Source organism: Streptomyces sp. TRM49041 (assembly GCF_008271805.1).
In the GTDB taxonomy this organism is placed as follows: Bacteria; Actinomycetota; Actinomycetes; order Streptomycetales; family Streptomycetaceae; genus Streptomyces.
The window spans coordinates 115,810-140,456 of sequence record NZ_VSRY01000091.1 but is presented as its reverse complement, the minus strand read 5'-3'; the positions used below and the strand labels follow the sequence as shown (position 1 = coordinate 140,456).

General features: G+C 70.5%; 22 protein-coding genes and 2 pseudogenes. 7 read left to right on the top strand and 17 right to left on the bottom strand.

The features are described 5' to 3' along the window. From FVS66_RS08325 to FVS66_RS08315, 3 genes are all read right to left on the bottom strand, one after another. Window positions 1–2,213, bottom strand: a 2,213-nt coding sequence (locus FVS66_RS08325; RefSeq protein WP_149180363.1) for a type I polyketide synthase, incomplete at its 3' end; no start/stop codon positions are given. 276 nt (window positions 2,214–2,489) lie between these two features. After that, on the bottom strand, window positions 2,490–3,251 hold the full coding sequence (locus tag FVS66_RS08320; protein ID WP_149180362.1) for a thioesterase II family protein: 762 nt from the start codon (window positions 3,249–3,251) through the stop codon (window positions 2,490–2,492). Between the two features lie 170 nt (window positions 3,252–3,421). Continuing rightward, window positions 3,422–4,930 carry a DHA2 family efflux MFS transporter permease subunit gene (locus tag FVS66_RS08315; protein ID WP_149180361.1) on the bottom strand — a complete coding sequence of 503 codons (1,509 nt, stop codon included), beginning with the start codon at window positions 4,928–4,930 and terminating at the stop codon, window positions 3,422–3,424. A 795-nt stretch (window positions 4,931–5,725) separates the two neighbouring features. On the opposite strand from FVS66_RS08315, the gene FVS66_RS08310 reads away from it, so the two are divergent. Further along, a complete protein-coding gene (locus tag FVS66_RS08310) occupies window positions 5,726–6,358 on the top strand; it encodes a sigma-70 family RNA polymerase sigma factor (protein ID WP_262386869.1) in 633 nt (210 codons plus the stop codon). A gap of 361 nt (window positions 6,359–6,719) precedes the next feature. Here the strand turns inward: FVS66_RS08310 and FVS66_RS08300 are convergent, their stop codons facing one another. Beyond that, complete coding sequence (locus tag FVS66_RS08300; protein ID WP_149180360.1) at window positions 6,720–6,923, bottom strand: hypothetical protein; 204 nt, start codon at window positions 6,921–6,923, stop codon at window positions 6,720–6,722. Window positions 6,924–7,475: 552 nt separating this feature from the next. Between FVS66_RS08300 and FVS66_RS35775 the strand changes: the two are divergent. Next, a pseudogene (locus FVS66_RS35775) lies at window positions 7,476–7,595 on the top strand (GNAT family N-acetyltransferase); the annotation flags it as partial. Between the two features lie 55 nt (window positions 7,596–7,650). Here the strand turns inward: FVS66_RS35775 and FVS66_RS08290 are convergent. The 4 genes and pseudogenes from FVS66_RS08290 to FVS66_RS08275 all read right to left on the bottom strand — a co-directional run bounded on the left by FVS66_RS08290 (window position 7,651) and on the right by FVS66_RS08275 (window position 10,266). After that, on the bottom strand, window positions 7,651–7,935 hold the full coding sequence (locus tag FVS66_RS08290; RefSeq protein WP_262386868.1) for a hypothetical protein: 285 nt from the start codon (window positions 7,933–7,935) through the stop codon (window positions 7,651–7,653). 114 nt (window positions 7,936–8,049) lie between these two features. Further along, window positions 8,050–9,140: pseudogene (locus FVS66_RS08285) on the bottom strand (ArsO family NAD(P)H-dependent flavin-containing monooxygenase). Then, window positions 9,137–9,907, bottom strand: coding sequence for an MIP/aquaporin family protein (locus FVS66_RS08280; protein ID WP_149180358.1), 771 nt, complete (start codon window positions 9,905–9,907; stop codon window positions 9,137–9,139). Before FVS66_RS08280 ends, FVS66_RS08285 begins: the two are co-directional and overlap by 4 nt. Window positions 9,908–9,951: 44 nt before the next feature. Further along, a complete protein-coding gene (locus FVS66_RS08275) occupies window positions 9,952–10,266 on the bottom strand; it encodes a metalloregulator ArsR/SmtB family transcription factor (protein ID WP_149180357.1) in 315 nt (104 codons plus the stop codon). A 75-nt stretch (window positions 10,267–10,341) separates the two neighbouring features. On the opposite strand from FVS66_RS08275, the gene FVS66_RS08270 reads away from it, so the two are divergent. Genes FVS66_RS08270 through trxB form a run of 3 tightly spaced genes read left to right on the top strand, consistent with a single transcriptional unit; the run spans window position 10,342 to window position 12,436 of the window. Continuing rightward, complete coding sequence (locus tag FVS66_RS08270) at window positions 10,342–10,983, top strand: arsenate reductase ArsC (RefSeq protein ID WP_149180356.1); 642 nt, start codon at window positions 10,342–10,344, stop codon at window positions 10,981–10,983. Window positions 10,984–11,027: 44 nt separating this feature from the next. Then, window positions 11,028–11,441, top strand: coding sequence for an arsenate reductase ArsC (locus tag FVS66_RS08265; RefSeq protein WP_149180355.1), 414 nt, complete (start codon window positions 11,028–11,030; stop codon window positions 11,439–11,441). Window positions 11,442–11,455: 14 nt separating this feature from the next. Continuing rightward, window positions 11,456–12,436: a thioredoxin-disulfide reductase gene (trxB, locus tag FVS66_RS08260; protein ID WP_262386873.1), complete on the top strand. Its 981-nt coding sequence runs from the start codon at window positions 11,456–11,458 to the stop codon at window positions 12,434–12,436. A 534-nt stretch (window positions 12,437–12,970) separates the two neighbouring features. Here the strand turns inward: trxB and FVS66_RS08255 are convergent. After that, window positions 12,971–14,302 (bottom strand): class I SAM-dependent RNA methyltransferase, encoded by a 1,332-nt coding sequence (locus FVS66_RS08255; RefSeq protein ID WP_149180353.1) that lies wholly within the window; start codon window positions 14,300–14,302, stop codon window positions 12,971–12,973. 79 nt (window positions 14,303–14,381) lie between these two features. Then, window positions 14,382–16,430 (bottom strand): APC family permease, encoded by a 2,049-nt coding sequence (locus tag FVS66_RS08250; RefSeq protein WP_149180352.1) that lies wholly within the window; start codon window positions 16,428–16,430, stop codon window positions 14,382–14,384. A 207-nt stretch (window positions 16,431–16,637) separates the two neighbouring features. Between FVS66_RS08250 and FVS66_RS08245 the strand changes: the two genes are divergently transcribed. Together FVS66_RS08245 and FVS66_RS08240 are read left to right on the top strand one after the other, a co-directional pair. Next, a complete protein-coding gene (locus tag FVS66_RS08245) occupies window positions 16,638–17,306 on the top strand; it encodes a TrkA family potassium uptake protein (protein ID WP_149180351.1) in 669 nt (222 codons plus the stop codon). Beyond that, a complete protein-coding gene (locus tag FVS66_RS08240) occupies window positions 17,306–17,983 on the top strand; it encodes a TrkA family potassium uptake protein (RefSeq protein ID WP_149180350.1) in 678 nt (225 codons plus the stop codon). The genes FVS66_RS08245 and FVS66_RS08240 overlap by 1 nt, the downstream gene beginning before the upstream one ends. A gap of 155 nt (window positions 17,984–18,138) precedes the next feature. Here FVS66_RS08240 and FVS66_RS08235 read toward each other — a convergent pair whose 3' ends face one another. The 7 genes from FVS66_RS08235 to FVS66_RS08205 all read right to left on the bottom strand — a co-directional run bounded on the left by FVS66_RS08235 (window position 18,139) and on the right by FVS66_RS08205 (window position 24,617). Continuing rightward, on the bottom strand, window positions 18,139–18,906 hold the full coding sequence (locus FVS66_RS08235; protein WP_149180349.1) for a DUF3159 domain-containing protein: 768 nt from the start codon (window positions 18,904–18,906) through the stop codon (window positions 18,139–18,141). Between the two features lie 3 nt (window positions 18,907–18,909). Then, window positions 18,910–19,308, bottom strand: a complete 399-nt coding sequence (locus tag FVS66_RS08230; RefSeq protein WP_149180348.1) for an OB-fold nucleic acid binding domain-containing protein — start codon at window positions 19,306–19,308, stop codon at window positions 18,910–18,912. Between the two features lie 59 nt (window positions 19,309–19,367). Then, complete coding sequence (locus FVS66_RS08225) at window positions 19,368–20,054, bottom strand: response regulator (protein WP_149180347.1); 687 nt, start codon at window positions 20,052–20,054, stop codon at window positions 19,368–19,370. Beyond that, entirely contained in the window at window positions 20,051–22,609 is a 2,559-nt protein-coding gene (locus tag FVS66_RS08220) for a sensor histidine kinase KdpD (RefSeq protein WP_149180346.1), read from the bottom strand. The genes FVS66_RS08225 and FVS66_RS08220 overlap by 4 nt, the downstream gene beginning before the upstream one ends. A gap of 148 nt (window positions 22,610–22,757) precedes the next feature. Beyond that, on the bottom strand, window positions 22,758–23,528 hold the full coding sequence (locus FVS66_RS08215; RefSeq protein WP_149180345.1) for a DUF3710 domain-containing protein: 771 nt from the start codon (window positions 23,526–23,528) through the stop codon (window positions 22,758–22,760). A gap of 1 nt (window position 23,529) precedes the next feature. Beyond that, entirely contained in the window at window positions 23,530–24,042 is a 513-nt protein-coding gene (dut, locus tag FVS66_RS08210; RefSeq protein WP_149180344.1) for a dUTP diphosphatase, read from the bottom strand. Then, entirely contained in the window at window positions 24,042–24,617 is a 576-nt protein-coding gene (locus tag FVS66_RS08205; protein ID WP_149180343.1) for a PaaI family thioesterase, read from the bottom strand. The genes dut and FVS66_RS08205 overlap by 1 nt, the downstream gene beginning before the upstream one ends. Window positions 24,618–24,647 lie beyond the last annotated feature (30 nt).

The following is a 24,647-nucleotide window of genomic DNA, read 5'->3' as shown; positions in this document are numbered from 1 at the left end:
TTCACCGCCGCCACCGACACACCACCCGCATACGGAGCGACCAACTCCTCCACCCGCTCCACCGGCAGCGCAACCGACATCATCCCGCCCAGACCCGCCAGACGCTCACGCACCAACCGACTCCGCAGCGCCACAACCCGCACCGCATCCCGCAACGACAACACACCCGCCACATACGCCGCCGCGATCTCACCCTGCGAATGCCCCACCACCGCCGACGGCTCCACACCACACGAACGCCACAACGCCGCCAAACCCACCATCACCGCGAACAACGCCGGCTGCACCACATCCACCCGCTCCAAAGACGGCGCACCCGCCACCCCCCGCAGCACATCCTCCAAACTCCACTCCACAAACTCCGCCAACGCCTCACCACACGCCACAACCTCAGCAGCGAACACCGGCGACGAATCCAGCAACTCCACCGCCATCCCCACCCACTGCGCACCCTGACCCGGAAACACGAACACCGGCCTCAGGTTCGAGCCGACGACCTGGCCACCCACGACATTCACCGCCGGCTCGGCCGAGCTGAGGTCGCTCAGTCCGGTCAGCAGGGCTCCGCGGTCGGTGGCCATGATCACGGCGCGGTGTTCGAGCTGGGCGCGCGTGGTCGCCTGGGCGAAGCCGATGTCGAGGTGGTCCAGTTCCGGACGGGCGATCATGTGCGCCCGGAGGCGGTCGGCCTGCTCGCGCAGGGCCGCGTCGCCGCGGGCCGAGAGCGGTACCAGGACCGGTGGGAGGACCCGCGGGAGGACCGGCGGCCGGACACCGGTGCCGTTCTCCCCGGTGGGCTCGTGCGGCGGGGCCGCCTCCACGCCCGGGGCCTCTTCCAGGATGACGTGGGCGTTGGTGCCGCTCACGCCGAACGACGACACTCCGGCGCGACGGGGCCGCTCCCCCGCGGGCCACGGGCGCGCCTCGGTCAGCAGGGCGACCTCGCCCGACGCCCAGTCCACGTGCGGGGACGGCGCGTCGACGTGCAGGGTCGGCGGGAGCGTCCCGTGCCGCATCGCCATCACCATCTTGATGACGCCCGCCACTCCGGCCGCGGCCTGGGTGTGGCCGAAGTTCGACTTGATCGAGCCGAGCCACAGCGGGCCGTTCGTCCGGTTCTGGCCGTACGTGGCCAGCAGCGCCTCCGCCTCGATGGGGTCGCCCAGCGGCGTTCCCGTCCCGTGGCCCTCGACCGCGTCCACATCGGCCGGGGAGAGGCCGGCCGCAGCGAGGGCCTGGCGGATCACCCGCTCCTGGGAGGGTCCGTTGGGCGCGGTGAGGCCGTTGCTCGCGCCGTCCTGGTTGACGGCGCTGCCCCGTACGACGGCCAGGATCCTGCGCCCGTTGCGCTTGGCGTCGGACAGCCGCTCCAGGACGAGGAGGCCCATGCCTTCGGCCCAGCCGACGCCGTCCGCGGCCGCCGCGTAGGCCTTGCAGCGCCCGTCCGGTGACAGGGCGCGCTGGCGGCTGAACTCCACGAAGGCGCTGGGGCGGGCCAGTGTCGTCGCTCCGCCGACGACGGCGAGCGAGCACTCCTTGGCGCGCAGGGACTTGGCCGCGACGTCGATCGCGACGAGGGAGGAGGAGCACACCGTGTCGACGGTGACCGCGGGCCCCTCGAAGCCGAAGGTGTAGCTGATGCGTCCGGAGGCCACGCTGGGCGACGACGCGATGGAGAGGTAACCCTCGATCTCCGGGCGCCGGTCGCTGAGGCCCGCGACGAACTGGTAGTCGGAGAACATGAGCCCGCAGAAGACGCCGGTGTCGCTGCCCTTCAGCGTCAGCGGGTCGATGCCGGCGTCCTCGAAGGCTTCCCATGCGCCTTCGAGCAGCAGCCGCTGCTGCGGGTCCATGGCGAGCGCCTCGCGCGGGCTGATACCGAAGAACTCGGCGTCGAACTCGGCCATGTCGTCGAGGAACCCGCCGTGGCGCGTGTAGGCCGTACCGGGGTGGTCCGGGTCCGGGTCGTAGAGGTTGTCGAGGTCCCAGCCGCGGTCCTCGGGGAACTCCGAGATTCCCATGCGCCCTTCGGCGACCAGCGACCACAGGTCCTCCGGCGAGGTCACGCCTCCCGGGAAGCGGCAGCTCATGCCGACGATCGCCAGAGGCTCGCCCGCCTGGTCGAGCAGTTGCTGGTTCTCGCGCCGCAGACGCTCGGTCTCCTTCAGCGACTTGCGAAGGGCTCCGACGATGTCGGGCTTCTCGAAGGCCATGCTTGTCTCCCCCACCCTCGGACTCATGCCGGCGACCATGTGGTCGATGTCTTAGATCGGGCGGTGGGCCCCCTGGATACAGCCAATCCTCGAAAGTTTTCGCGAGGCAGGTGTACGGGGTGCTGGGGCCGGGTACTTCACCGGTTCGTCATGCGACTGCCGCCTTGGGGGCGCCGGGAGGACGGCCGAGGTCCCGCACGAAGGGCGGGGCCGGTCGTGCGGGACCTCGGTGTTGGCGCGCTCGCGCGGTACGTCCGTACGGTTACGGCATACGGGTCATGGCTTCGCCGCCAGGGCGTCCTCCACCGATCTGCTGACGGCACCCGTCAGACGGTCGCCGTTCTCGGTGAAGAAGAAGTGGCCGCCCTCGTGTGTGTCCAGGGTGAACTCCCCGGTGGTGCTCAGCTTCCACTGGGCCGCCTCGGCCTCGTTCACCTTGGGGTCGGTCCGGCCCAGGTGCACGTGGATCGGTACGGAGACCTGCGTCCCCGGCGCGGCACAGTAGGTCTCCGCCATCCGGTAGTCCGCGCGCATGGGGGGCAGGACGAGGTCGAGGATCTCCTCGTCCTGGAGCAGCTCGTGTCCCATGCCGCCGAGCAGGGCCATTTCCCTGAGGAAGGCGTCCTTGCCCTTCAGGTGGGTCTGCTGGTCCTTGCGCAGCGTCGGCGCCACCCGGCCGCAGGCGAAGAGGGACAGGGGCGGGTTGCCCATGGATTCCAGGCGTCGGGCGACCTCGAAGGCCACCAGCGCCCCCATGCTGTTGCCCAGCAGGACGATGGGCAGGTCCTTCCACTCACCGAGGAACTCGGCGATCTCGTCGGCCAGTTCCTCGATCGAGTTCCGGAAGGGCTCGTGCCGGCGGTCCTGACGACCGGGGTACTGGACGCCGTGGACCTCCAGCCCGCTGAAACCGCGGGCGAACTGGAAGTAGAAGTTCGCCGAGCCGCCGGCGTGCGGGAAGCAGATAAGCCGCGCCCTGGGGTCCCCCGTGGAAGCCAGCTGACGGATCCAGAGTGCGAAGTCTCGTGTGGTGGCCATACGGCCCGTTCCCCCTTGGACATGCCCGACAGCCGCGCCGGGACGCTGTCGGGCCGGCTCTGTGCGCGTCCCGGTACGGTTCGAACTGATTGCGCCTGCTCGACGAGACGGTGGCGCAGGGGGAGCGACGCGGCCCGAAGGCCGGGGCGACGCGCCCCGTTCCGCGGAACTCAGGCGGTGCCCCCGGCCTTCTGGGCCACGCCCTCAGCCTCGTCCTGCGCCTCCTGCGTCCCTTGCGCCTCCTGCGTCTGTGGCGGGAAGCGGAGGAACAGGACGCAGGCGATCGCGCCCAGCAGCAGGAAGGCGACGGGCAGCAGGCCCGTCTCGCTCAGGGCAGTGCTGTAGGGCTCGTGTACGACGGCCGGGATCGCGCTGGGGCTGCCCTCGAACTGGCCCCCGGAACCGCCGATGTTCGGCAGATGCTCCTCGATCCGGTTGACGAACAGCGCACCGACCGCGGCGCTGCCGAGCACGGCGCCCATCTGCCGGTTGGTGTTGTAGATGCCCGAGCCCGCACCCGCCTGGTGGACGGGGAGGTTGCGCGTGGCGATGGCGCCCAGCGGGCCCCAGGCCATGCCGTTGGCGATACCGGTGAGGGCGGCGGTGGCCGAGAACATCCACAGCTGCGAGCCCGGCTCCATCAGTTGGCTGTACCCGACGATCGTGACGGCGAAGAGCACGAAGCCGATGGTGGTGAAGGTACGCGGATGCGCCTTGTCGGACAGCTTGCCGATGATCGGGGAGAAGACACCGGTCAGGATCGCGAGGGGCGCGAAGATCAGGGCCGACTCCATCGAGGAGAGCCCTCGTACGCCCTGGAGGTAGAAGTAGATCGGCACGGTCATCGCGGTGACGGCGGCACCCATGGCCGCGATGCCGATGTTCGCCAGCGCGAAGTTGCGGTCGCGGAACAGGCTCAGCAGCAGCAACGGCTCGTTCTTGTTGCGCGCCTGCGTCACCACGAAGAGCACCAGGACGACCACTCCGGCGGCGATCGTGAGCCAGATACCGGCCGACCAGTCCTTGTTGTTGCCCTCCTGGAGGCCGTAGACCAGCAGGAACATGCCCGCGCAGGACAGCAGGATGCCGAGCAGGTCGAACTTGTGGGGCTTGGCCTCCAGCGCCGGCACCAGCTTCCACGCCAGCACGAAGGCGAGGACACCGATCGGCACGTTGATCAGGAAGATCCACTCCCAGCCCACGGAGTCGACCAGCAGACCGCCGATGACGGGGCCCAGCAGCAGGGAGACGCCGGCGGATCCGCCCCACGCGCCCATGGCGGCGCCGCGCTTGTCCGAGGGGAAGATCTTGGTGATCACGGCCATGGTCTGGGGCGTCATCAGGGCGGCACCGAAGCCCTGTACGGCGCGGGCCGCGATCAGCGTCTCGATGCTGTCGGCCACGCCGCACCACAGCGAGGCGAGCGTGAACACGATCAGGCCGACCAGGTAGACGTTCTTCGGGCCGAAGCGGTCACCCAGCCGCCCGGTGAACAGCAGCGGCGCCGCGTAGGTGAGCAGGTAGGCGCTGGTCACCCAGATCACTCCGGAGACGCTGGCCTCCAGCGCCTCCATGATCGCGGGGTTGGCGACCGCCACCACACTCATGTCCAGCACGATGAGGGCGAACCCGGCGATCAGCGCGCCTAGAGCCGGCCATGGGTTACGTTCAACGGTCACGGTTGCCTTCCCAACGATTACGACACGCGGGACCACCGGTTGTCCGCCCACGAGCGGACGGTGACCCTCTGCCGACCCAGATCCGGCGGCAACCGGTCCGGATACATCCGGGACGGACTTCCGCAGCGAATGTGGCGGACGTCACAACTCATGAAGCGGCAATCGATCGCTTCCCGCGCCATGCCGTATACGACCCGGCGCCGCGGCCCTTGCCGGCGAACAGCGGATGGACGGGCATCCGGGGAGCGGCCCGGCCATCGGTCGGCGACGGCACCCCGAGCGGCCTTCCGCGGTCGCGCAGCTTCCATGCGCCGCGCAACACACCAGGCCGGCGAGCGGTTCGACCGCCGCCCAGCGATGCGGAGCCCCCCGGCGGACCGCTTGTGCGCCCGACACCCCGTCCGGCGCGACGCGATCCGGCCATGCGACGCCGAGGAACCACGCGCTCCTCGATGGACTGGACCAAGGCATCAACTGGGCGCTCCCCAGCGTAAATTCAAGAGCTCGGTTACAAGGTTGTCGATTGACATGCCGCTCCGGCGGCCCCGTATAGTAAACGCGCAGGGGGGAGGACAGCCACATTCCAGTCAACTTACATCGGCCTCACGAGTCTCTGTAACAGTCACTGATGAGACGATGCAGCACGCTATGCGTCTAAGTTCTTTCGAAAGCCGACCCCGGGGACCTTCCGAGTAAAGGGAGGGAAAACAATCCGGGGCAGCATGGCTCATTACTGCCGGTCATCACTATTGTCGGCCTGCGGTAATTGGAGAAGCAGACAAAATCGGGGGATATATGCGCACGCCTACCCTGAACGAGCTGGTAGACGATTGCATAGCAGGAAACCAGGACGGCTGGAACCGGATCGTGGAGCGGTACACGCCCTTGATCTGGGCGATCGCCCGGGGCCACCGGCTGAGCACGGCCGACTGCGAGGACGTCAGCCAGACGACCTGGATGCGCGTCATCCAGCACCTGGGCAAGCTCCGCGATCCCGAGAAGCTCACCCAGTGGATCGCGGTGTCCGCCCGCCGGGAGAGCCTGAAGCACATCGAGAAGTCCGGCCGCAGCGTGCCGGTGGGGGACTCGCCGGTCTTCGACCGCTCGGAGCCTTCGGAGAACCACCCCGAGGAAGCGGCGCTGGCGAAGGAACGCGACAACGAGGTGCTGCTCGCGTACTGCGCCCTCTCACCGAAGTGCCAGGCGCTGCTCGGGCTCCTGGTCACGGACCCGCCGATGTCCTACGACGAGATCAGCGCCACCCTGGGGATGCCACGGGGTTCACTGGGGCCCGTGCGGTCGCGCTGCCTGGCCCACCTGGCGAAGCTCCTCCAGCGCGAGACGGAGCGTTCGGAGCAGGCCGCCGAACTGCTGAACGCGATCACGCGCTCCGGCCTGCGGACCTTCGCCCTGGAACAGCACCGCTGATCCGACGGGGGCCACGAAGTCCCGGACCCCCGAGCCGCGCAACGTGGAAGTGCCTTCCGGCCGCACGACGGGCTTGCACAGCCCGGCCGTCCGGCGGGAAGGCACTTTCTGCGTGTGCGGAACCGGAGCGCGGCTCCGGCGCGTCCTCTCGACGGACGGCCGGATCGACGTCGATCGACTGCGGACGGTGTTGGCCGGGCTGTCGCTTCCACGTTTCGACCGCGAGTGCCTGGCCCTGGGGTCGATATGTCGCCGTGGCTTCGTTCGGACGCGCCGCGCTCGGCAGAGCGACTGTCGACCCGGCCATCGTGATGTCAGCGACGCCGGCTACCCGGCAGGTCCTGGTAGATAAAGAACAAGCTCAGCCGCGTACCCGGTCGACCGGCGCAGCCTGTGCGGCGGATACCGGATCGGCGTTTTCATCGCGATTCCCGTCGGAAACGAGCGGAAACAGCGCCTTCGCGTTTTCCAGCACACTCAGCGGCGGCTGCCCGAGAGCACTGGCAAGCCCGGCCAGCGTTTCGTCACCCAATTCTGCCGCCTCGGCTTCGCCCGATTCGTTCATGCCACCCGCCTTTCGCCAAATTTAGTTTATTTATTAACCAGCAGCACAGGCTATACGCGCAGTTCAAAAGAAGCAATAGCGATCCCCCGGCACCGTCGGAGGCGCCGAGCGCCACGGTGGTGCGGGGTCCGAGCGCGACCGCGAGGAGCACGGCCGGCTCGGGAGCCGTCAACCACCACGTCAGCGTACCGAGGTGCGCCGGACGGCCAGAGCGAGCATCGCGCACGCGGCAGGTCGAAGCAACGCACGGAACCCCCTGTTACTCAAGGTACGTTCCCCCGAGTCACACCCGTCGAACCACTGTGCGACAGCCCGTCCGTGGACGTTCGGTGAATGCCTTGTGCGGGTCGGACAATAACAGTCGGCCCTGATCAAGGGCGGGGCGCCAATCCGCCTGCCGCGCGGCGCCCTTCACAGACTCCGGCGTACGCGGAAATCTCGTGCATCTGCAGGATGCATGTAGAAGCACCCCTGCCTGAGGGCAACTCAACAAGCTTCCGGCGCCTTCTCCATAGAGACCGGAGAGGCCGAATCGGACTCGAAAAAGGCCGAATCCACCCCGATGCCCGAGGGCGGGGCATCGCCTCCGCGCTACTGAAGGCGCTGGTCTACTCCACCGAGGCGGCCCGGATCTGGACCATCCAGTCCGGCATCTTCCCCGAGAACGCCGCCGGCGCGACACGGTTCTCGTCGAGCGCGCCGCAGCCTTCACATCGGCTGACGGGGCTCAGCCGCTCAGGCCGAGGGTGAGTTGGTCGTGGCGGAGGTCGAAGTGTTGGACGGGGTATCGGTAGAGGTCCGCGAGGGTCATGAAGTCCTTGAAGAACGGGTCCCACCGGACCGGATAGTGCATCCCCCGCGCCAGATCCTCCTCAGACTCCTTCGCGAGCCGCCGCTCCTGCAAACCGGTGACGCGGTCGAACGCGGCGCCCGTCCTGGCCTCGTCCAGGAGCGCATGGAAGGTCCGTCGGGCCTTCTCGTAGTCGTCGACGACTGCCTGGCGGTCCAGCACTGGACGACCTCTGCCATCACGCCGCTCCCGTTCCAAGCCGGAGTTGCCGTGCATGGATGATTCCCGCCGGGATGCCACAGAACCCGAGCTCGCCGCCTTGCTCGCTCCGCAGGCTCAGGCAGCTCCGAGCCGCCCGGCGACAGCGCGCGCGGCGTCGCGGGCGGGACGGCCGACGCCGATGAGGGTCGCGGATGCCGGACCGGTCCAGTCGCCGTAGCCGAGCAGGTGGATACGGGGTTCGCCGAGGGCCTCGGTGCCGGCCGTGGGGATGTGGCCGCGGGGGCCGCGCAGGCCGAGCGGCGCGAGGTGAGAGAGGGCGGGGCGGAAGCCGGTGCACCAGATGATCGCGTCCGCCTCCGCCGTCATGCCGTCCGCCCAGGCGACCCCGGTCGCGGTGATGCGGTCGAACATCGGCTGGGCCTTGAGCAGTCCGGCATCTCGGGCGGCGCGGACGGGTGGGACGGCGACGATGCGCCGAGGGAGGCGACACCGCCGGTGTCGGTGCGGCCTTCCTCGAGGGCACGGCGGCGCGCGGTGGCGTGGTCGAAGAGGGCGCGGCCGTCGATGTCGTCGGCGAGGTAGCGCGGTTCGCGCAGGGTGACCCAGGTCAGGTCCGTGTCGTACGCGAGGTCGGCGGCGATCTGCGCGCCGGAGTTGCCGCCACCGACCACGATCACCCTCCCCCTAGGGCTTCGCCCTGGGGGGACCCCCAGCCCGGCGAAGTCGGCGTGGCTTCGGTACTCCACGGTGTGCAGCTGAGCACCCGCGAACTCCGTACGACCGGGCACGGCGGGGACGAAGGGGCGTGACCAGGTGCCGGTCGCGCTGATAACCGCCTGGGCCCGCCACGTACCGGAGTCGGTCTCGACCCGCCAGAGTTCGCCGTCACGGTGGACACCGGCCACGCGTACAGGGCGATGGACCGGGAGGTCGTACCGCTGCTCGTAGTCGGTCAGGTATGAGACGACATGGGCGGCGTCCGGGTACGTCTCGCCCGGCTGCGGGGGCATGAGCCTTCCCGGCAGCGAGGAGTAGGCGGCCGGGGAGAACAGGTGGAGGGAGTTCCAGGTGTGCTGCCAGGCGCCGCCCGGGGTGGCCTGGGCGTCGAGGATGGCGAAGTCGAGGCCGAGGCGGCGCAGGTGGTAGCCGGCGGCGAGCCCGGCCTGGCCGCCGCCGATCACCACCACGGCTGCGCCGCGTGTCATTCGGCGTGCGTCTTGCCGCGCATGAAGATGACCGCGACCAGGGCCAGGCCCACGGCCGCGCCGATGAGCTGCATGCAGATGAACGCCGGTACGGAGGCGGGTGCGATGCCCGCGAAGGTGTCGGTGAACGCTCGGCCGATCGTGACCGCCGGGTTCGCGAACGAGGTCGACGAGGTGAACCAGTAGGCCGCGCCGATGTACGAGGCGACCGCGACGGGTGCGAAGCGGAGCCGGTCGGTACGGGCCAGGCCGAAGATCAGCAGGATGAGGCCGGCCGTCGCCACGACCTCACCGAGGAGCAGGTTGCCCGCCGAGCGGTCGTGCGTGGACCACCTCACCAGCGGCTCGCCGAACATCGCGTCCGCCAGGATCGCGCCGAGGATCCCGCCGACGATCTGGGCGGGGACGTACACGGCGAGCTCGCGGGCGTTCACGCCGGCTCCGCCCCGGCGGGCGGTCCACCACTCGGCCAGGGTGACGGCCGGGTTGAAGTGCGCGCCGGAGACCGGGCCGAGGAGGGCGATCAGGACTCCGAGGCCGAAGACGGTGGCCGTGGAGTTGGCCAGGAGCTGCAGAGCGACGTCGTCGGTGAGGTCGGTGGCCTGGATGCCGGACCCGACGACGATCGCCACCAGGGCGGCGGTGCCGACCGACTCGGCAGCGGCGCGGGCGATCAGCGGGGCACGAGGCGGGGTGGCGCCGGGCGCGGGCTGCGGCGACGTGTCGGCGGCTATGGCGTCGCTCACGGCGGGCTCTGTGGCGGTCACGGGGTTGGTTCTCCTCGGCGGGTGAGGCACAGGGAAGGGGACGTTCAGGGGCAGGAACGCTTGAAGTTCGCCTCGGCGGTCAGACGCGCGGTCTGCGCGAGTGCCGCGAACTGGCCGGCGAGCTGCTCGATGACGTCCGGGCGCAGACGGTAGTAGGTGAACCGTCCGCATGGCTCGGTCTCCACGACCCCGGCCTCGCGCAGGACTCTCAGGTGGTTGGAGAGGTTGGTCTGCTTGGCGCCGGTCTCTTCCACGAGGTGGGTGGTGCACAGCGTCTCGCGGGCGAGCAAGGTCACGATCTGAAGCCGAAGGGGGTCACCCAGAACCCGGATCAGATCAGCATCTACTGACGTCATCATAGGCTGATACTCTCACATCACCCCGGCGCTGATACCAGCCTGGGCTGACCTCTTTGAACCCAGGGGGTTCTCGCCATGACCGCGTCCCCGTACCCGGTCCTTCCCGATGAACGTCTCACGGCCGGTGTCGCCCGCCTCGCCGTGCGTCACCGCGGCCGGTTCTCCCCGGAGACGGTGCGGCGCCTGATCGCCGACTCCTACCAGCGGCTCGCCGCGAACGCGCACGTCCGCACCCACCTCGTGGTGCTCACAGAGCGGTTCGCCGCCGAGCGCCTGGACGCACTGGCCCACGTCGACGACCCGACGTCGACTGGTGGCAGGCCGCGGGTGCTGTTCGTGTGCAGCCACAACGCCGGCCGCTCCCAGATGGCCGCAGCCCTGCTCGCCCACCGCGCCGGGGACGGTGTGATCGTCTCCTCCGCGGGCACCCACCCGTCGGGCGCCGTCGATGCGCACGTGGTCCAGGCGCTCACCGAGGCGGGCGTCGCGATCGACGAGGTCTTTCCCAAGCCGCTGACCGACGAGGTCGTCCAGGCCGCCGACATCGTGATCACCATGGGCTGCGGTGACGCCTGCCCCGTCTTCCCCGGCCACCGCTACCTGGACTGGCCGGTCCCCGACCCCGAGGGCGCCCCGATCGCCGTCGTGCGCGAGATCCGTGACGGCCTCGACGCCCGGATCACCGCCCTGCTGGACACTCTGCCGTCCCGCTCCTGAGCCCTCCCCATCCCCCGAACCACCTCTGCCCCAAGGAAGTACCGATGACTGCTCCGCTCGCCTCCGTGCTCTTCGTCTGCGTCCACAACGCCGGCCGCTCGCAGATGGCCGCCGGCTTCCTGCGCCACCTCGCCGGCGACCGAGTCGAGGTCCGGTCCGCCGGCTCCCTCCCCGGGGACCAGGTCAACCCCGCGGCCGTGGCCGCGATGGCCGAGCTGGGCATCGACATCTCCGACCAGAAGCCCAAGGTCCTCACCACCGAGGCCGCCCAGGCGTCCGACTACATCATCACCATGGGCTGCGGCGACGCCTGCCCGTACTTCCCCGGCAAGACCTACCTCGACTGGCAGCTGGACGACCCCGCCGGCCAGGGCGTCGAGGCCGTCCGCCCCATCCGCGACGAGATCAAGAGCCTCATCGAGGGCCTCATCGCCGACATCGACAGCAAGAAGGCATGACCGGCGTGAGCGACATCGACCGGAGAGACGGCATACGCGACGTCGTCATCATCGGATCCGGCCCCGCCGGTTACACCGCCGCCCTCTACACAGCCCGCGCCCAGCTGGGGCCCCTGCTCTTCGGCGGCTCGATCTTCGTCGGCGGCTCTCTCACCACGACCACCGAGGTCGAGAACTTCCCCGGCTTCCCGAACGGGATCGACGGACCGGACCTCATGGACAACATGCGGGCCCAGGCCGAGAAGTTCGGCGCCGAGATGATCGACGACGACATCGTCGAAGTCGACCTCACCGGCGACGTCAAGCTCCTCACCGACTCCGCCGGCACCGTCCACCGCACGAAGACCGTGATCATCGCCACCGGCTCCGGCTACCGCAAGCTCGGCCTCCCCAAGGAGGACGAGCTGTCCGGGCGGGGCGTCTCCTGGTGCGCGACCTGCGACGGGTTCTTCTTCAAAGGCCGCGACATCGTCGTGGTCGGCGGCGGCGACACCGCCATGGAGGAGGCCACCTTCCTCACCCGCTTCGCCCGCTCGGTCACCGTCGTCCACCGCCGCTCCACCCTGCGCGCCTCCAAGGCTATGCAGAACCGCGCGTTCGCCGACGACAAGATCTCCTTCGCCTTCGACAGCGAGATCGCCGAACTGAAGGAAGAGAACGGCATGCTCGCAGGCGTCGTCCTGCGCGACGTCTCCACCGGCAAGACCCGCGATCTCGACGTCACCGGCCTGTTCATCGCCATCGGCCACGACCCGCGCACCGAGCTCTTCACCGGCCAGGTCGACCTCGACGACGAGGGCTACATCAAGGTGGAGTCCCCTTCGACACCCACGAACCTCCCCGGCGTCTTCGCCGCCGGCGACGTCGTCGACCACACCTACCGCCAGGCCATCACCGCCGCCGCCGGCGGCTGCCAGGCCGCCATCGACACCGAGCGCTACCTCGCCGGCCTCGCTCACACCGCCTCCCCGGAGTCAGAAACGGTGAGTGTCTGAACGAGCTCCTGTCGCCGGATCGACCTCGTACAGCCCTCTTCACGGCGCAGAGTCCGAGGACCTGCCCCCCAGGAGGTGCTGGGTGCCGTGTGCACCATCCAGGCTCTTCCCGGGAGGTGTCGGGACACTCTGCTCGAAGCCTGACTCATATCGAGTCAGGCACACATCCACACGAGTGAGCCCTCCGCTCGGCGGCCACAAGGATCGCGACGCTTCCTTCGTGCAGACACCCAGAGCGTCAAACGAGCGTCAAGGCCGAGAGTCCGTGCTGCTCAGAGCTGAGCAGACTGCGGCACCCAGCTCGCCCCGAGGGATCCTCCCCCGCTCGCTCCGGTTACCATGCACTGATCCAGGCCTCGCTGACGGGAGTCGAGCGTCATATGAGCGTCAAGAGTCCCGACGACCGGGCATCACGCAGCCGCTCCCAGTGGTCACTCCAGCACAAATCCGCAGGTGAGGCGGGCCCGATGGGCTCGACCTGTTGGATGTCGCGAAACAGGTCGAGACACACCGGCGCTACTGCTAAGCCGCAGGTCAGCGGCCCTTCTCGGCAGGCTCAAGAATCGCCACGCACTCCACGTGATGGGTCATCGGAAACAGGTCGAAGGCGCGGAGGGTGCGCGGCTTGTAGCCCGCCTCCGCGAAGTAGGCGAGGTCGCGGGCGAGGGCGGCCGGGTCGCAGGCCACGTAGGCGATGCGGCGGGGGGCCAGGGAGGCGAGGTGGCGGACCGTCTGCTTGCCGGCGCCGGCTCGGGGCGGGTCCAGGACGATGAGGTCGGCCTGGGTGATGCCGGTGCGCGGGAGGATCTGGTCGACCTTGCCCTGCTCGACGCGGACGCGGTCGTAGTTCCGGAGGTTGTGGCGGGCGTCCTCCACCGCGCGCTTGCCGTGCTCGATGCCGAGGACTGCGCCCTTCTCGCCGACCCGGTCCGCGAGGGCGCCCGCGAAGAGGCCGACGCCGCAGTACAGGTCCAGGGCGGTGTCGCCCTTGCGCGGGAGGAGGCCCTGCATGACCGCGCGGACCAGCGTGTCGGCGGCCTTCGGGTGGACCTGCCAGAAGCCGCCGTTGCCGACGCGGTACGTACGGTCGTCGGCGCGCTCGCGGACGAACGGGCGGCCGTGGACACGGTGGACGCCGCCGTCCTTCTCCTCGACGCGGAGGACCGAGACCGGCTTGTCGAGTTCGACGAGAGGGAGGCGGGCGCCGGGGCGGGGGGTCAGGATGACCTGGCGGTCCTGTGAGCCCGTTGCCGCGATGGCCTCGACCGAGGCCATGCCGGGCCAGGTCCGCTTCTCCACGCCCAGTTCGCTCACGCCCTCGGCCGCGATCATGCAGTGGTCGACCGGCTCCACCTCGTGGGAGCGGTGGCGGCGCAGACCGGCACGGCCCGACGCGTCGACCGCGTACTGGACCCGCGTACGCCACCGCGGGACCTCGCCCGCCGGGAGCTTGTCGCCCTCCGCCGGGACCACCGTGCCGTCCCAGCCCGCCTCCTCCGGCGTCAGGTTCGCCAGGCGGCGCAGCTGCTCCTCGATGACCTCGCCCTTGAGACGGCGCTGGGCGCCCGGCTTCGCGTGCTGCCAGTCGCAGCCGCCGCAGCGGCCCGGGCCCGCGAAGGGACAGGGGGCTTCGATCCGGTCCTTGGAGGCCGTAAGGATCTCCACCGCGTCCGCGCGGAGGAAGCGGGCCCCCTCCTCGCCCTCGGTCACACGCGCCACCACACGCTCGCCCGGCAGCGTGTGCCGGACGAACAGGACGCGGCCCTCCTCGGTGCGCGCGATGCAGTGGCCGCCGTGCGCGACGGCGCCGACCTCGACCTCGTACTCCTGCCCGACCAGCGAGGACTCGGGTGCGTTCTTCGGCATGGCGGGGTAGCTCCAGAGGGGGGAAGTGGGTTCCGGCGCCGGTTGGGCGACCAGCCCACCAGTGTACGTCCCGCCCGTGTCACTCCCTGCCGGTCGGCTCCTTGGGGCCCTGCTCCACCATGCCGCGCCGTACCGAACCCGGTGCGCTCCAGTCCTGGTGCTTTTTCGCGCGCTGCTTCGCCAGCTCGGAGGAGCGCAGCTGGTACGGCACGGACGTGACCATGACGCCGGGTGTGAACAGCAGCCGGCCCTTCAGGCGCAGGGCGCTCTGGTTGTGGAGGAGCTGCTCGTACCAGTGGCCCACCACGTACTCGGGGATGATCACGCTGACGACGTCGCGCGGGCTCTCGCGGCGCAGGCTCTTCACATACTCGACGACCGGGCGGGTGATCTCACGGTACGGGGAGTCGAGGATCTTGAGGGGGACGTTGATGCCGCGCTCGTCCCACTCGGCCTTGAGCGCCTTGGTCTCCTCCGGGTCGACGTTGATGCTGAGCGCCTCCAGCTTGTCCGAACGCATCAGCTCGGCGTAGGCGACCGCCCGCAGCGTCGGCCGGTGGATCTTCGACACGAGGACGATGGAGTGGACACGGGCGGGGCGGACACTGTCGTCGCTGGGGCCCTCGGGCGCGGCCAGCTCCTCCGAGACCCGGTCGTAGTGCCTGCGGATGGCGCTCATCGTCACATAGAAGACCGCCATGCCGACCAGGGACACCCACGCGCCGTGCTCGAACTTGGTGACGAGGACGACGACGAGGACCAGGCCGGTGAAGAAGGCGCCGAAGGTGTTGATCACGCGGGAGCGCATCATGCGACGCCGCGCGGCGGGGTCGGTCTCGGTGCGCAGGTGGCGGTTCCAGTGCCGCACCATGCCGGTCTGGCTGAGTGTGAAGGAGACGAAGACACCGACGATGTAGAGCTGGATCAGCCGGGTCGAGTCGGCGCCGTACACATAGACGAGGACGGCGGCGGCGCCGGCGAGCAGCACGATGCCGTTGGAGAAGGCGAGCCGGTCGCCGCGGGTGTGCAGCTGGCGCGGCAGGTAGCGGTCCTGGGCGAGGATCGAGCCGAGGAGCGGGAAGCCGTTGTACGCGGTGTTCGCGGCCAGGAACAGGACCAGCGCGGTCGCGGCGGCGAGCAGGACGAACATGATGCTGCCGTCGCCGAAGACGGCGGCCGCGACCTGCGAGATGACCGGCTCCTGGGTGTACTCGGGGCCGACCGGGGTGCCGTCGCGGAGGAGGTCTCTCGCCGGGTACTCCGACATCTTCACGTCGGTGGCGAGGGCGAGGCCGATGATGCCGCAGAACATGGTGACGGCGAAGCCGCCCATGAGGGCGAGCGTCGTCGCGGCGTTCCGGCTCTTCGGCTTGCGGAAGGCCGGTACGCCGTTGCTGATCGCCTCGACGCCGGTGAGTGCGGCACAGCCCGAGGAGAAGGCGCGGAGCAGGAGGAAGAAGAGGGCGAAGCCGGCGAGGCCCTGGTGCTCCGCCTTGATCTCCAGGTCGGCCGTGGGGGCCTGCATGGTGTCGCCCAGCACCAGCCCACGGAAGGCGCCCCAGGCGATGAGGGCGAAGACGCCGGAGACGAAGACATACGTCGGGATGGCGAAGAGGCGGCCGGACTCCTTGACGCCGCGCAGGTTCATCAGGGTCAGCAGCACGATGATGACGATCGCGGACGCCGTCTTGTGCTCGATGATGAAGGGGATGGCGGAGCCGAGGTTCTCGACGCCGGAGGAGATGGAGACCGCGACGGTGAGGACGTAGTCGACGAGCAGCGCGCTCGCCACGCCGAGCCCGGCCTTGGGGCCGAGGTTGGTGTTCGCGACCTCGTAGTCGCCGCCGCCGCTCGGATACGCGTGGACGTTCTGCCGGTACGAGGCGACGACCGTGAACATGAGGATCACGACGGCGACAGCGATCCAGGGGCTGAAGGCGTAGGCCGACGCACCCGCGATGGAGAGGACCAGCAGGACCTCGCCCGGCGCGTACGCCACCGAGGAAAGCGGGTCGGAGGCGAAGACGGGGAGCGCGATGCGCTTGGGGAGGAGCGTTTCCCCGAGCCGGTCGCTGCGCAGGGCCCGGCCGATCAGAATCCGCTTGGGCACGTCGGTCAGTTTGGACACGCAGAGGATCGTAAGCGTTCGAAATGCGCCAGGCACACCTGCGGGTCACCGGGGCCACGCGGCGCCCGGTGCCGGACGTGGATGGGGCAACCGGCCGAGCGGGGCATAAGCTCGGACGGGACAGCACCGCACGCAGGGTGAGAGAGAAGAGTGAGCAGGGTGTTTTCGCAGGTCAGCATGGTGACCAGGAGTGCGGGGTAGGCGGACGTGCATATTGTGATCATGGGCTGCGGCCGCGTCGGGGCGGAGCTGGCGCAGACCCTGGAGCAGCAGGGGCACACGGTCGCCGTCGTCGACCAGGACCCCACGGCCTTCCGGCGCCTCGGCTCCGGCTTCGGCGGACGCCGGGTCACCGGGGTGGGCTATGACCAGGACACCTTGCGCGAGGCGGGGATCGAGGAGGCCGGGGCGTTCGCGGCGGTGAGCAGTGGCGACAACTCCAACATCATCGCGGCGCGCGTGGCCCGCGAGATGTTCGGTATCGACCACGTCGCGGCCCGCATCTACGACCCCCGGCGCGCCGAGGTGTACCAGCGCCTGGGCATCCCCACGGTCGCCACCGTCCGGTGGACCGCCGACCAGATGCTGCGGCGGCTGCTGCCGTCCGGCTCCGAGGAGCTGTGGCGGGATCCGAGCGGCGGCGTGCAGCTCGCGGAGGTGCACACGTCCCCTGACTGGATCGGCCACAAGGTGAGCAGGCTCCAGGAGGAGACCGGCGTGCGTGTGGCGTTCCTGACCCGGTTGGGCGAGGCGGTTCTGCCGACCTCGCAGACGGTGCTGCAGGAGGGCGATCTGGTGCACGTGATGATGCGGACGGACGAGGTCGAGAAGGTCGAGGCGGCCTTCGCCCACGGCCCCGAGGGGAGCGGTCACTGATGCGTGTCGCCATCGCCGGCGCGGGCGCGGTGGGTCGTTCCATCGCGGGAGAGCTGCTGGAGAACGGGCACGAGGTGCTGCTGATCGACAAGGCACCGACCGCCATCTCGGTGGAGCGGGTGCCGCAGGCCGAGTGGCTGCTGGCCGACGCCTGTGAGATCACGTCCCTGGACGAGGCGGCGCTGCAGCGGTGCCACGTGGTCATCGCGGCGACGGGCGACGACAAGGTGAACCTCGTCGTGTCGCTGCTGGCGAAGACCGAGTACGGGGTGCCCCGGGTCGTCGCCCGGGTCAACAACCCGAAGAACGAGTGGCTGTTCACCGAGGCGTGGGGCGTGGACGTCGCGGTGTCGACGCCGCGTCTGATGTCGGCGCTCGTGGAGGAGGCGGTGAGCGTCGGCGACCTGGTGCGGCTGCTGCGCTTCAGCCACGGCGACGCGAACCTGGTCGAGCTCACCCTGCCGCCGGAGTCGGCGATGGCCGGTACGCGCGTGGGGGACGTGGCGTGGCCGGAGGACACCTCGCTGGTCACGATCATCCGCGGCTCGCGGGTCCTCACTCCGAGCCCGCAGGAGACCCTGGAGGCCGGTGACGAGCTGCTGTTCGTCGCGGCCCAGGCACGTGAGGAGCAGCTGGAGGACCTGCTGTCGGTCCGCCGCGAGGACGCCGCAGGCTGAGTCCGCGGGCTGGGTCCGGGGGCTGGGTCTGCCGGGCTGACGCCGCAAGCCGGGGGCAGCGACCGGCTGGACCCCCGGTACCGGCGGGGCCCCGGCATCCGCCGGCGACGAGTGCTTTGCCGGTCCGTCGTGGGCGCGACGGACCGGCGGGCCCGTCAGCCCTCGCGTTCCTTCTCGGCGCGCTCCGCCGCCTCCATCTCCGCGAACACGTCGATCGGCGGCGGCGCCTTCGCGAGGAACACCCACGTCAGGTACACCGCGAGCAGGAACGGCGGGATCTTCAGGGCGACCAGGACCCAGCCGAGCTGGGTGGTGTCCGCCCACCAGTACAGCGGGAAGAGGATCGCGCACTTGGCGAGCAGGATCAGGCCCCAGGCCCAGCTGGCCTTGGCGTACGCCTTCTTGCGGCCGGGGTTGCGGGTGCGCCAGGAGAGGTTCTCCTTGAACACCGGGCCGAGGATCAGGCCGATCAGCGGGACCCCCGCCAGCGTCGTCGCGATGTACGTGACGCCCAGCCCCAGCGTGTAGAGCATGCCGGGCAGGTAGAAGTCCTTCGCGTTACCCGTCATCATCGCGAAGACCACACCGAAGGCGACGCCGAAGACGCCGCTGAACGCGTGCTTCACGGTGTCCCGGCGGACCAGCCGGACGACGACGAGCAGCAGGGACACCGCCAGGGCCGCGAGGGCCGAGACATGCAGGTCCTTGTTGATCGTGAAGATCGTGACGAAGAGGAGGCCGGGAAGCACGGTCTCCACCATGCCCCTGAGCCCGCCGAACGCGTCGAACAGCGCGGCCTCGGTCACGGCCTTGGTGTTGTGCCCGTCCTGACCGTCAGGACCCTCAGGGCCCTCAGGGCCGTCCTGGCCGTCCGGGCCCCGATGGGCGTCCTGATCGGTGGTCGGCTTGTCGAGTGACGTCACCGGCTACTCCTGTCCGAGCGGTCGGAGTTCGTATTTCGGATTGAAGAGGACCCGGCGTCCCTGGCTCACCGAGATCCGGCCGGAGGCTATGAGCCTGCGTCCCGGTTCGATGCCCACTATGGACCGCCGGCCCAGCCACACCACGTCCAGCGGGGCCGTACCGTCGAAGAGCTCGGCCTCCAGCGCCGGCACTCCGGCCCGCGGACGCAGGGTGACCGTCCGCAAGGTACCAGTCACCTTCACGATCTGCCGGTCACCGCAGTCGCAGATGGGGGTGCAGCCCGCCGCGTACGCGTCATCCTGGAGCTCCTCGGACTCGAGCTCGCCCTGAGAGCTGGACAGCCGGTCCAGCATCCGGCGGAAGCGGCCTGCGGGCTTCCCTGTATGCGGTGCAGCGCTCATACGGAAAGCCTACCGGGGCCATCTGTCACCGACCCGGGCCCGGCTCCGGGCCCGCCGGATCACCGTTCGAACCGGTATCCCATCCCCGGCTCCGTGATGAAGTGCTTCGGGTGCGACGGGTCCGCCTCCAGCTTGCGGCGCAGCTGGGCCATGTAGACCCGGAGGTAGTTGGTCTCGGTGCCGTACGACGGGCCCCACACCTCCTGGAGGAGCTGCTTCTGGCTGACGAGCCGGCCGCGGTTGCGGACGAGGACCTCCAGCAGATGCCACTCGGTCGGGGTCAGCCGGACGTCCCTGCCGTCCCGGTGGACCTTCTTCGCCGCGAGGTCGACGGTGAACCCCTCGGCCTCCACGACCACCACGTCGCCGTCCCCGCCACCCACCGGCTCGGCGCGGCGTACGGCGGCGCGCAGCCGGGCCAGCAGCTCGTCCATGCCGAACGGCTTGGTGACGTAGTCGTCGGCGCCCGCGTCGAGGGCCTCGACCTTCTCGTCGGAGGTATGGCGGGCGGAGAGCACGAGTATGGGGACGCGGGTCCAGCCGCGCAGGCCCCTGATGACGTCGACGCCGTCCATGTCGGGCAGCCCGAGGTCGAGGACGACCACGTCGGGGTGGCGGGCGGCGGCCACGGCGAGGGCGGTCGCCCCGTCCGGGGCGGCGTCGACCTCGTATGTGCGCGCCTTCAGGTTGATCACGAGGGCGCGTACGATCTGCGGCTCGTCGTCGACCACGAGCACCCGCGTCATGAGGGGCCTGCCTTCTCTAGGTGGTGGAGATCGGGGGTACGGGCGTCCGCGGCGCCGGGGGCTGCCCTGAGGGTGAGCACCATGGTGAGGCCGCCGCCGGGAGTGTCCTCGGCGGTCAGGGTGCCGTGCATGGCCTCGGCGAAGCCGCGGGCGACGGCGAGGCCGAGGCCCACTCCGGCGCCGCGCGGGGCGTCGCCGTACCGCTGGAACGGGGCGAAGATCCGTTCCTTCGCCTCGTCGGGGACGCCTCGGCCGCGGTCGATGACCCGGAGTTCGACGCGGTCGGCGTGTGCGCTGGCGGAGACCAGCACACGGCGGTCGTCGGGAGCGTATTCGACGGCGTTCTCGACGACGTTGGCGACGGTGCGTTCGAGGAGTCCGCGGTCGACGGTGACCATGGGCAGGGTCTCGGGGATGTCGAGGTCGACGCTGCCCTCGGGGACACCGCCCAGAGCCATGGGGACGACCTCGTCGAGGTCCGTCTCGCGCAGCAGGGGTGCGACGGTTCCGGTCTGGAGGCGGGACATGTCGAGGAGGTTGCCGACGAGGTGGTGGAGGCGGTCGGCGCCGTCCTCGATGCCCTCCAGGAGGTCGGCCCGGTCCTCGTCGGACCATTCGACGTCGTCGCAGCGGAGCGAGGAGACCGCGGCCTTGATGGCGGCGAGCGGCGTGCGCAGGTCGTGCGAGACGGCGGCCAGCAGCGCCGTACGGATGCGATTGCCCTCGGCGAGCCTGCGGGCCTCCTCGGCCTGGCCGACGAGGCGTCGGCGGTCGAGGACGACGGCGGCCTGGGCGGCGAAGGCGCCGAGTACGCGGCGGTCCTCGGCGGGCAGGACGCGGCCGGTCAGGGCGAGGGCGAGGTGGTCGCCGGCGGGCATGTCCACATCCGCGTCCTCGGGCCGGGCCGGCGGGCGGCCGGGGCCGGCGTGCGCGGCGCAGACCCAGGGGGTGCGGTCGTCGGGGCGTTCGAGGAGGGCCGCGGAGTCCATGGCGAAGGTCTCACGGACGCGCTGGAGGAGGGCGTCGAGGGTGGTCTCGCCGCGCAGGACGCTGCCGGCGAGGACGGAGAGGATCTCGGACTCGGCGCGCAGCCGCGCGGCCTGGTGGGTGCGGCGGGCCGACACGTCGACGACGGAGGCGACGGAGACGGCGACCGCGAAGAACACCGCGATGGCGACGGTGTTCTCCGGGTCGGCGATGGTCCAGGTGCGGGTGGGGGGTGTGAAGTACCAGTTGAGGAGGAGCGATCCGACGGTGGCGGAGGCGAGGGCGGGGACGAGTCCGCCGAGGAGGGCGGCGCCGACGGTGAGCGTCAGGAAGAGCAGCATGTCGTCGGCGAGGCCGGGTCCGTCGTCGATGCCGGTCATCAGCCAGGTGAGGAGGCAGGGCCCGAGAACGCCCACGAGCCACGCCGCGGCGCTGCGGCCACGGCTGTAGCGGGCCCGGTGGGTGGTGGGCAGGCCGCGGCCGCGCCCCGCGGCGTCGTGGGTGACGATGTGGACGTCGAGGTCGGGGCCCGAGTCGCGGGCGACGGTGGCGCTGACGCCGGGCCCGAACACGTACTGCCAGGCCTTGCGGCGGCTGGCGCCCAGGACTATCTGCGTGGCGTTGTGGCCGCGCGCGAACTCCAGCAGCGCGGCGGGTATGTCGTCGCCGATGACGTGGTGGAAGGTGCCGCCCAGGTCCTCGACGAGGGTCCGCTGGAGGGCGAGCTCCTTGGGGGACGCGGCGGACAGGCCGTCACTGCGGGCGATGCAGACGGCGAGGACCTCGCCGCCGGCGCCCTTCTCGGCGAGCCGGGCGGCGCGCCGTATGAGGGTGCGGCCCTCGGGGCCGCCGGTCAGGCCGACGACGATGCGTTCGCGGGAGCCCCAGATCGTCGAGACGCGGTGGTCCTTGCGGTACTGCTGGAGGTACTCGTCGGCCCGGTCGGCGGTCCAGAGCAGGGCGAGCTCGCGGAGCGCGGTGAGGTTGCCGGGGCGGAAGTAGTTGGAGAGGGCGGCGTCGACCTTGTCGGGCTGGTAGATGTTGCCGTGGGCCATGCGGCGGCGCAGGGCCTGCGGGGACATGTCGACCAGCTCGATCTGGTCCGCGCGGCGGACCACCTCGTCGGGGACGGTCTCCCGTCGGCGTACACCGGTGATGGCCTCGACGACGTCGCCGAGCGACTCCAGGTGCTGGATGTTGACGGTGGAGACGACGTCGATCCCGGCGGCGAGCAGCTCTTCGACGTCCTGCCAGCGCTTGGCGTTGCGGGAGCCGGGGACGTTGCTGTGGGCGAGCTCGTCGACGAGGGCGACCGCGGGGCGCCGCGCCAGGACGGCGTCCACGTCCATCTCCGCGAAGGCCGCGCCGCGGTGCTCGACGGTCCGGCGGGGCACCTGCTCCAGGCCGGCCAGCAGCGCTTCGGTACGGGGCCGGGAGTGATGCTCGACGAAGGCGACGGCGCAGTCGGTGCCGCGTTCGACGCGCCGGTGGGCCTCGGACAGCATCGCGTACGTCTTGCCGACTCCCGGCGCCGCGCCGAGGTAGATCCGTAGCTTGCCGCGTCTCATGGCCTCATTGTCTTTCGAGCACTGCTGACTGCGCAGCGTCGACCTTACGGCCAGAGACGGTGACAAACCGGACGGGGGCGGCGGTTTCCGGGTGATCTTGACAGGATTCTGACACCACCCGGTGTGCCCCGCCCCCTCACGAACGGGGTCAGCGGACCTCGGTGATCTCCGGGCCGCGCTGGAGGTGGCCCATGTCGCCGGAGAAGCGCGAACCCTGGGTGTCCGTCTGGACGCCCTCGGGAACCATCTGCGCGTCGTTCGGCAGCTTCAGGACGATCGGGTCACGCGGGGCCATCGGGCCGTCGCCGCGGACGACGACCGTGTCGCGGAAGACCTGCTCCAGCAGCCCGGCGGCCTGCGGCTGGACCGCGCCCTGGCCCGAGATGACACCGCGGAGGAACCAGCGCGGGCCGTCGACGCCGACGAACCGCACCAGCTGTACGCCGCCCGTGCCGTCCGGCAGCTGCACCGGTACCTGGGCTCGGAGCTCCCAGCCGAGGGGGCCCTCGACCTCGTCGATGACGCCGCCCTGCTGGGTGATGCCGGAGGCGATCTCCTCGCGGACCTCGCCCCAGATGCCCTCCTTCTTGGGCGCCGCGAACGCCTGAAGCTGGATGGCGCTGTCCCGCAGGACGACCGTGGCCGCGACGATCGCGTCACCGGCGACCTCTACGCGCAGCTCCATGCCCTCGACCCCGGGCACGAAGACGCCGCCCAGGTCGACGCGGCCCTCGTCGGGCTTGGACACCTCGGAGATGTCCCACGGGCCGTCGGGCCGGGGCGCGGGCGGGAGGTTCGCACGGCGCGGCCGGCTGTCCTCCTCCTCCGTCGTCTCGTCGGTGTCGACCGCGTCGACGACCTGCTCGGCCTCGCTCGCCGCGTTCTCGGCGGTACGGCTCTTCTTGCGACGTCCGAACACGTCACTGTCCTTCCCGGTCGGATACGACCGCAGCGTATTGATTCCCACCCGTCCAGCCGCCCACGGCGGAGTGCCCGCCGGTGGACCCGAAGCCCCCCTCGCCCCGTGCCGAGCCGGGAAGCTCCGCAACCTCGTGGAAGCGGACCTTCTCGACCTGCTGAACGACCAGTTGGGCGATCCGGTCGAACCGTTCGAACCGCACGCTGTCACGCGGGTCCAGGTTGACCACGATCACCTTGATCTCTCCACGGTACCCGGCATCGACCGTCCCCGGGGCATTCACCATTCCCACGCCCAGCCGGGCTGCCAGTCCCGAGCGTGGGTGTACGAAGGCCGCGTACCCCTCTGGGAGGGCGATCGACACCCCCGTCGGGAGAACTGCGCGTTCGCCGGGGGCGAGTTCGGCGGCCTCGGTGGTGACGAGGTCGGCGCCGGCGTCGCCGGGGTGCCCGTACGCCGGGAGCGGCACCTCCGGGTCCACGCGGCGGATCAGCACGTCGACAGGGTTACGCATCAGGGGTTCACCTCGAAGGCGCGGGCGCGCCGGACCTGGTCGGGATCGGCCATGGCAGCCCGGATCTCCTCCGGGCGGCCGTTGTCGATGAAGTGATCGACCTTGACCTCGATGAAGAGGGCGTCGGCACGGACCGCGACAGGGCCGTCGGGCCCGCCGATCCGACCGGTCGCCGTGGAGTAGATCTTGCGGCCGTGCACGGCGGTGACCGCTGCCTGCAGGTGGAGCACGGTGCCGACGGGCACGGGGCGGGCGAAGTCGGTCTCCAGGCGGCCGGTCACGGCGACGACCCGCAGCAGCCAGCCGAGCGAGCCGAGCGTCTCGTCGAGCGCGGTGGCCAGCACGCCGCCGTGAGCGAGGCCGGGGGCGCCCTGATGGTCGGGGGTCACCGTGAACTCGGCGGTGACGGTCACGCCCTCACCGGCCCGGGCCTCCAGGTGCAGTCCGTGCGGCTGGCCGCCGCCGCAGCCGAAGCAGTGCGCGTAGTGGGACCCGAGGGGCGCGCCCGGGGCGGGTGCGTCGGGGTGCCGTACCGGCGGTCTCGCCTCGGCGGGAGGGGTCAGTGCAGTGCTCACAGCCGCAGACCTTACCCGCGCGGCGGGGCC

Excerpts from the sequence above, each read along its gene's own strand:
- FVS66_RS08320 (WP_149180362.1), bottom strand. The coding sequence starts at position 3,251 with ATGGCCACCACACGAGACTTCGCACTCTGGATCCGTCAGCTGGCTTCC.
- FVS66_RS08310 (WP_262386869.1), top strand. The coding sequence starts at position 5,726 with ATGCGCACGCCTACCCTGAACGAGCTGGTAGACGATTGCATAGCAGGA.
- FVS66_RS08300 (WP_149180360.1), bottom strand. The coding sequence starts at position 6,923 with ATGAACGAATCGGGCGAAGCCGAGGCGGCAGAATTGGGTGACGAAACG.
- FVS66_RS08275 (WP_149180357.1), bottom strand. The coding sequence starts at position 10,266 with ATGATGACGTCAGTAGATGCTGATCTGATCCGGGTTCTGGGTGACCCC.
- FVS66_RS08270 (WP_149180356.1), top strand. The coding sequence starts at position 10,342 with ATGACCGCGTCCCCGTACCCGGTCCTTCCCGATGAACGTCTCACGGCC.
- FVS66_RS08265 (WP_149180355.1), top strand. The coding sequence starts at position 11,028 with ATGACTGCTCCGCTCGCCTCCGTGCTCTTCGTCTGCGTCCACAACGCC.
- FVS66_RS08255 (WP_149180353.1), bottom strand. The coding sequence starts at position 14,302 with ATGCCGAAGAACGCACCCGAGTCCTCGCTGGTCGGGCAGGAGTACGAG.
- FVS66_RS08240 (WP_149180350.1), top strand. The coding sequence starts at position 17,306 with ATGCGTGTCGCCATCGCCGGCGCGGGCGCGGTGGGTCGTTCCATCGCG.
- FVS66_RS08230 (WP_149180348.1), bottom strand. The coding sequence starts at position 19,308 with ATGAGCGCTGCACCGCATACAGGGAAGCCCGCAGGCCGCTTCCGCCGG.
- FVS66_RS08225 (WP_149180347.1), bottom strand. The coding sequence starts at position 20,054 with ATGACGCGGGTGCTCGTGGTCGACGACGAGCCGCAGATCGTACGCGCC.
- FVS66_RS08220 (WP_149180346.1), bottom strand. The coding sequence starts at position 22,609 with ATGAGACGCGGCAAGCTACGGATCTACCTCGGCGCGGCGCCGGGAGTC.
- dut (WP_149180344.1), bottom strand. The coding sequence starts at position 24,042 with ATGCGTAACCCTGTCGACGTGCTGATCCGCCGCGTGGACCCGGAGGTG.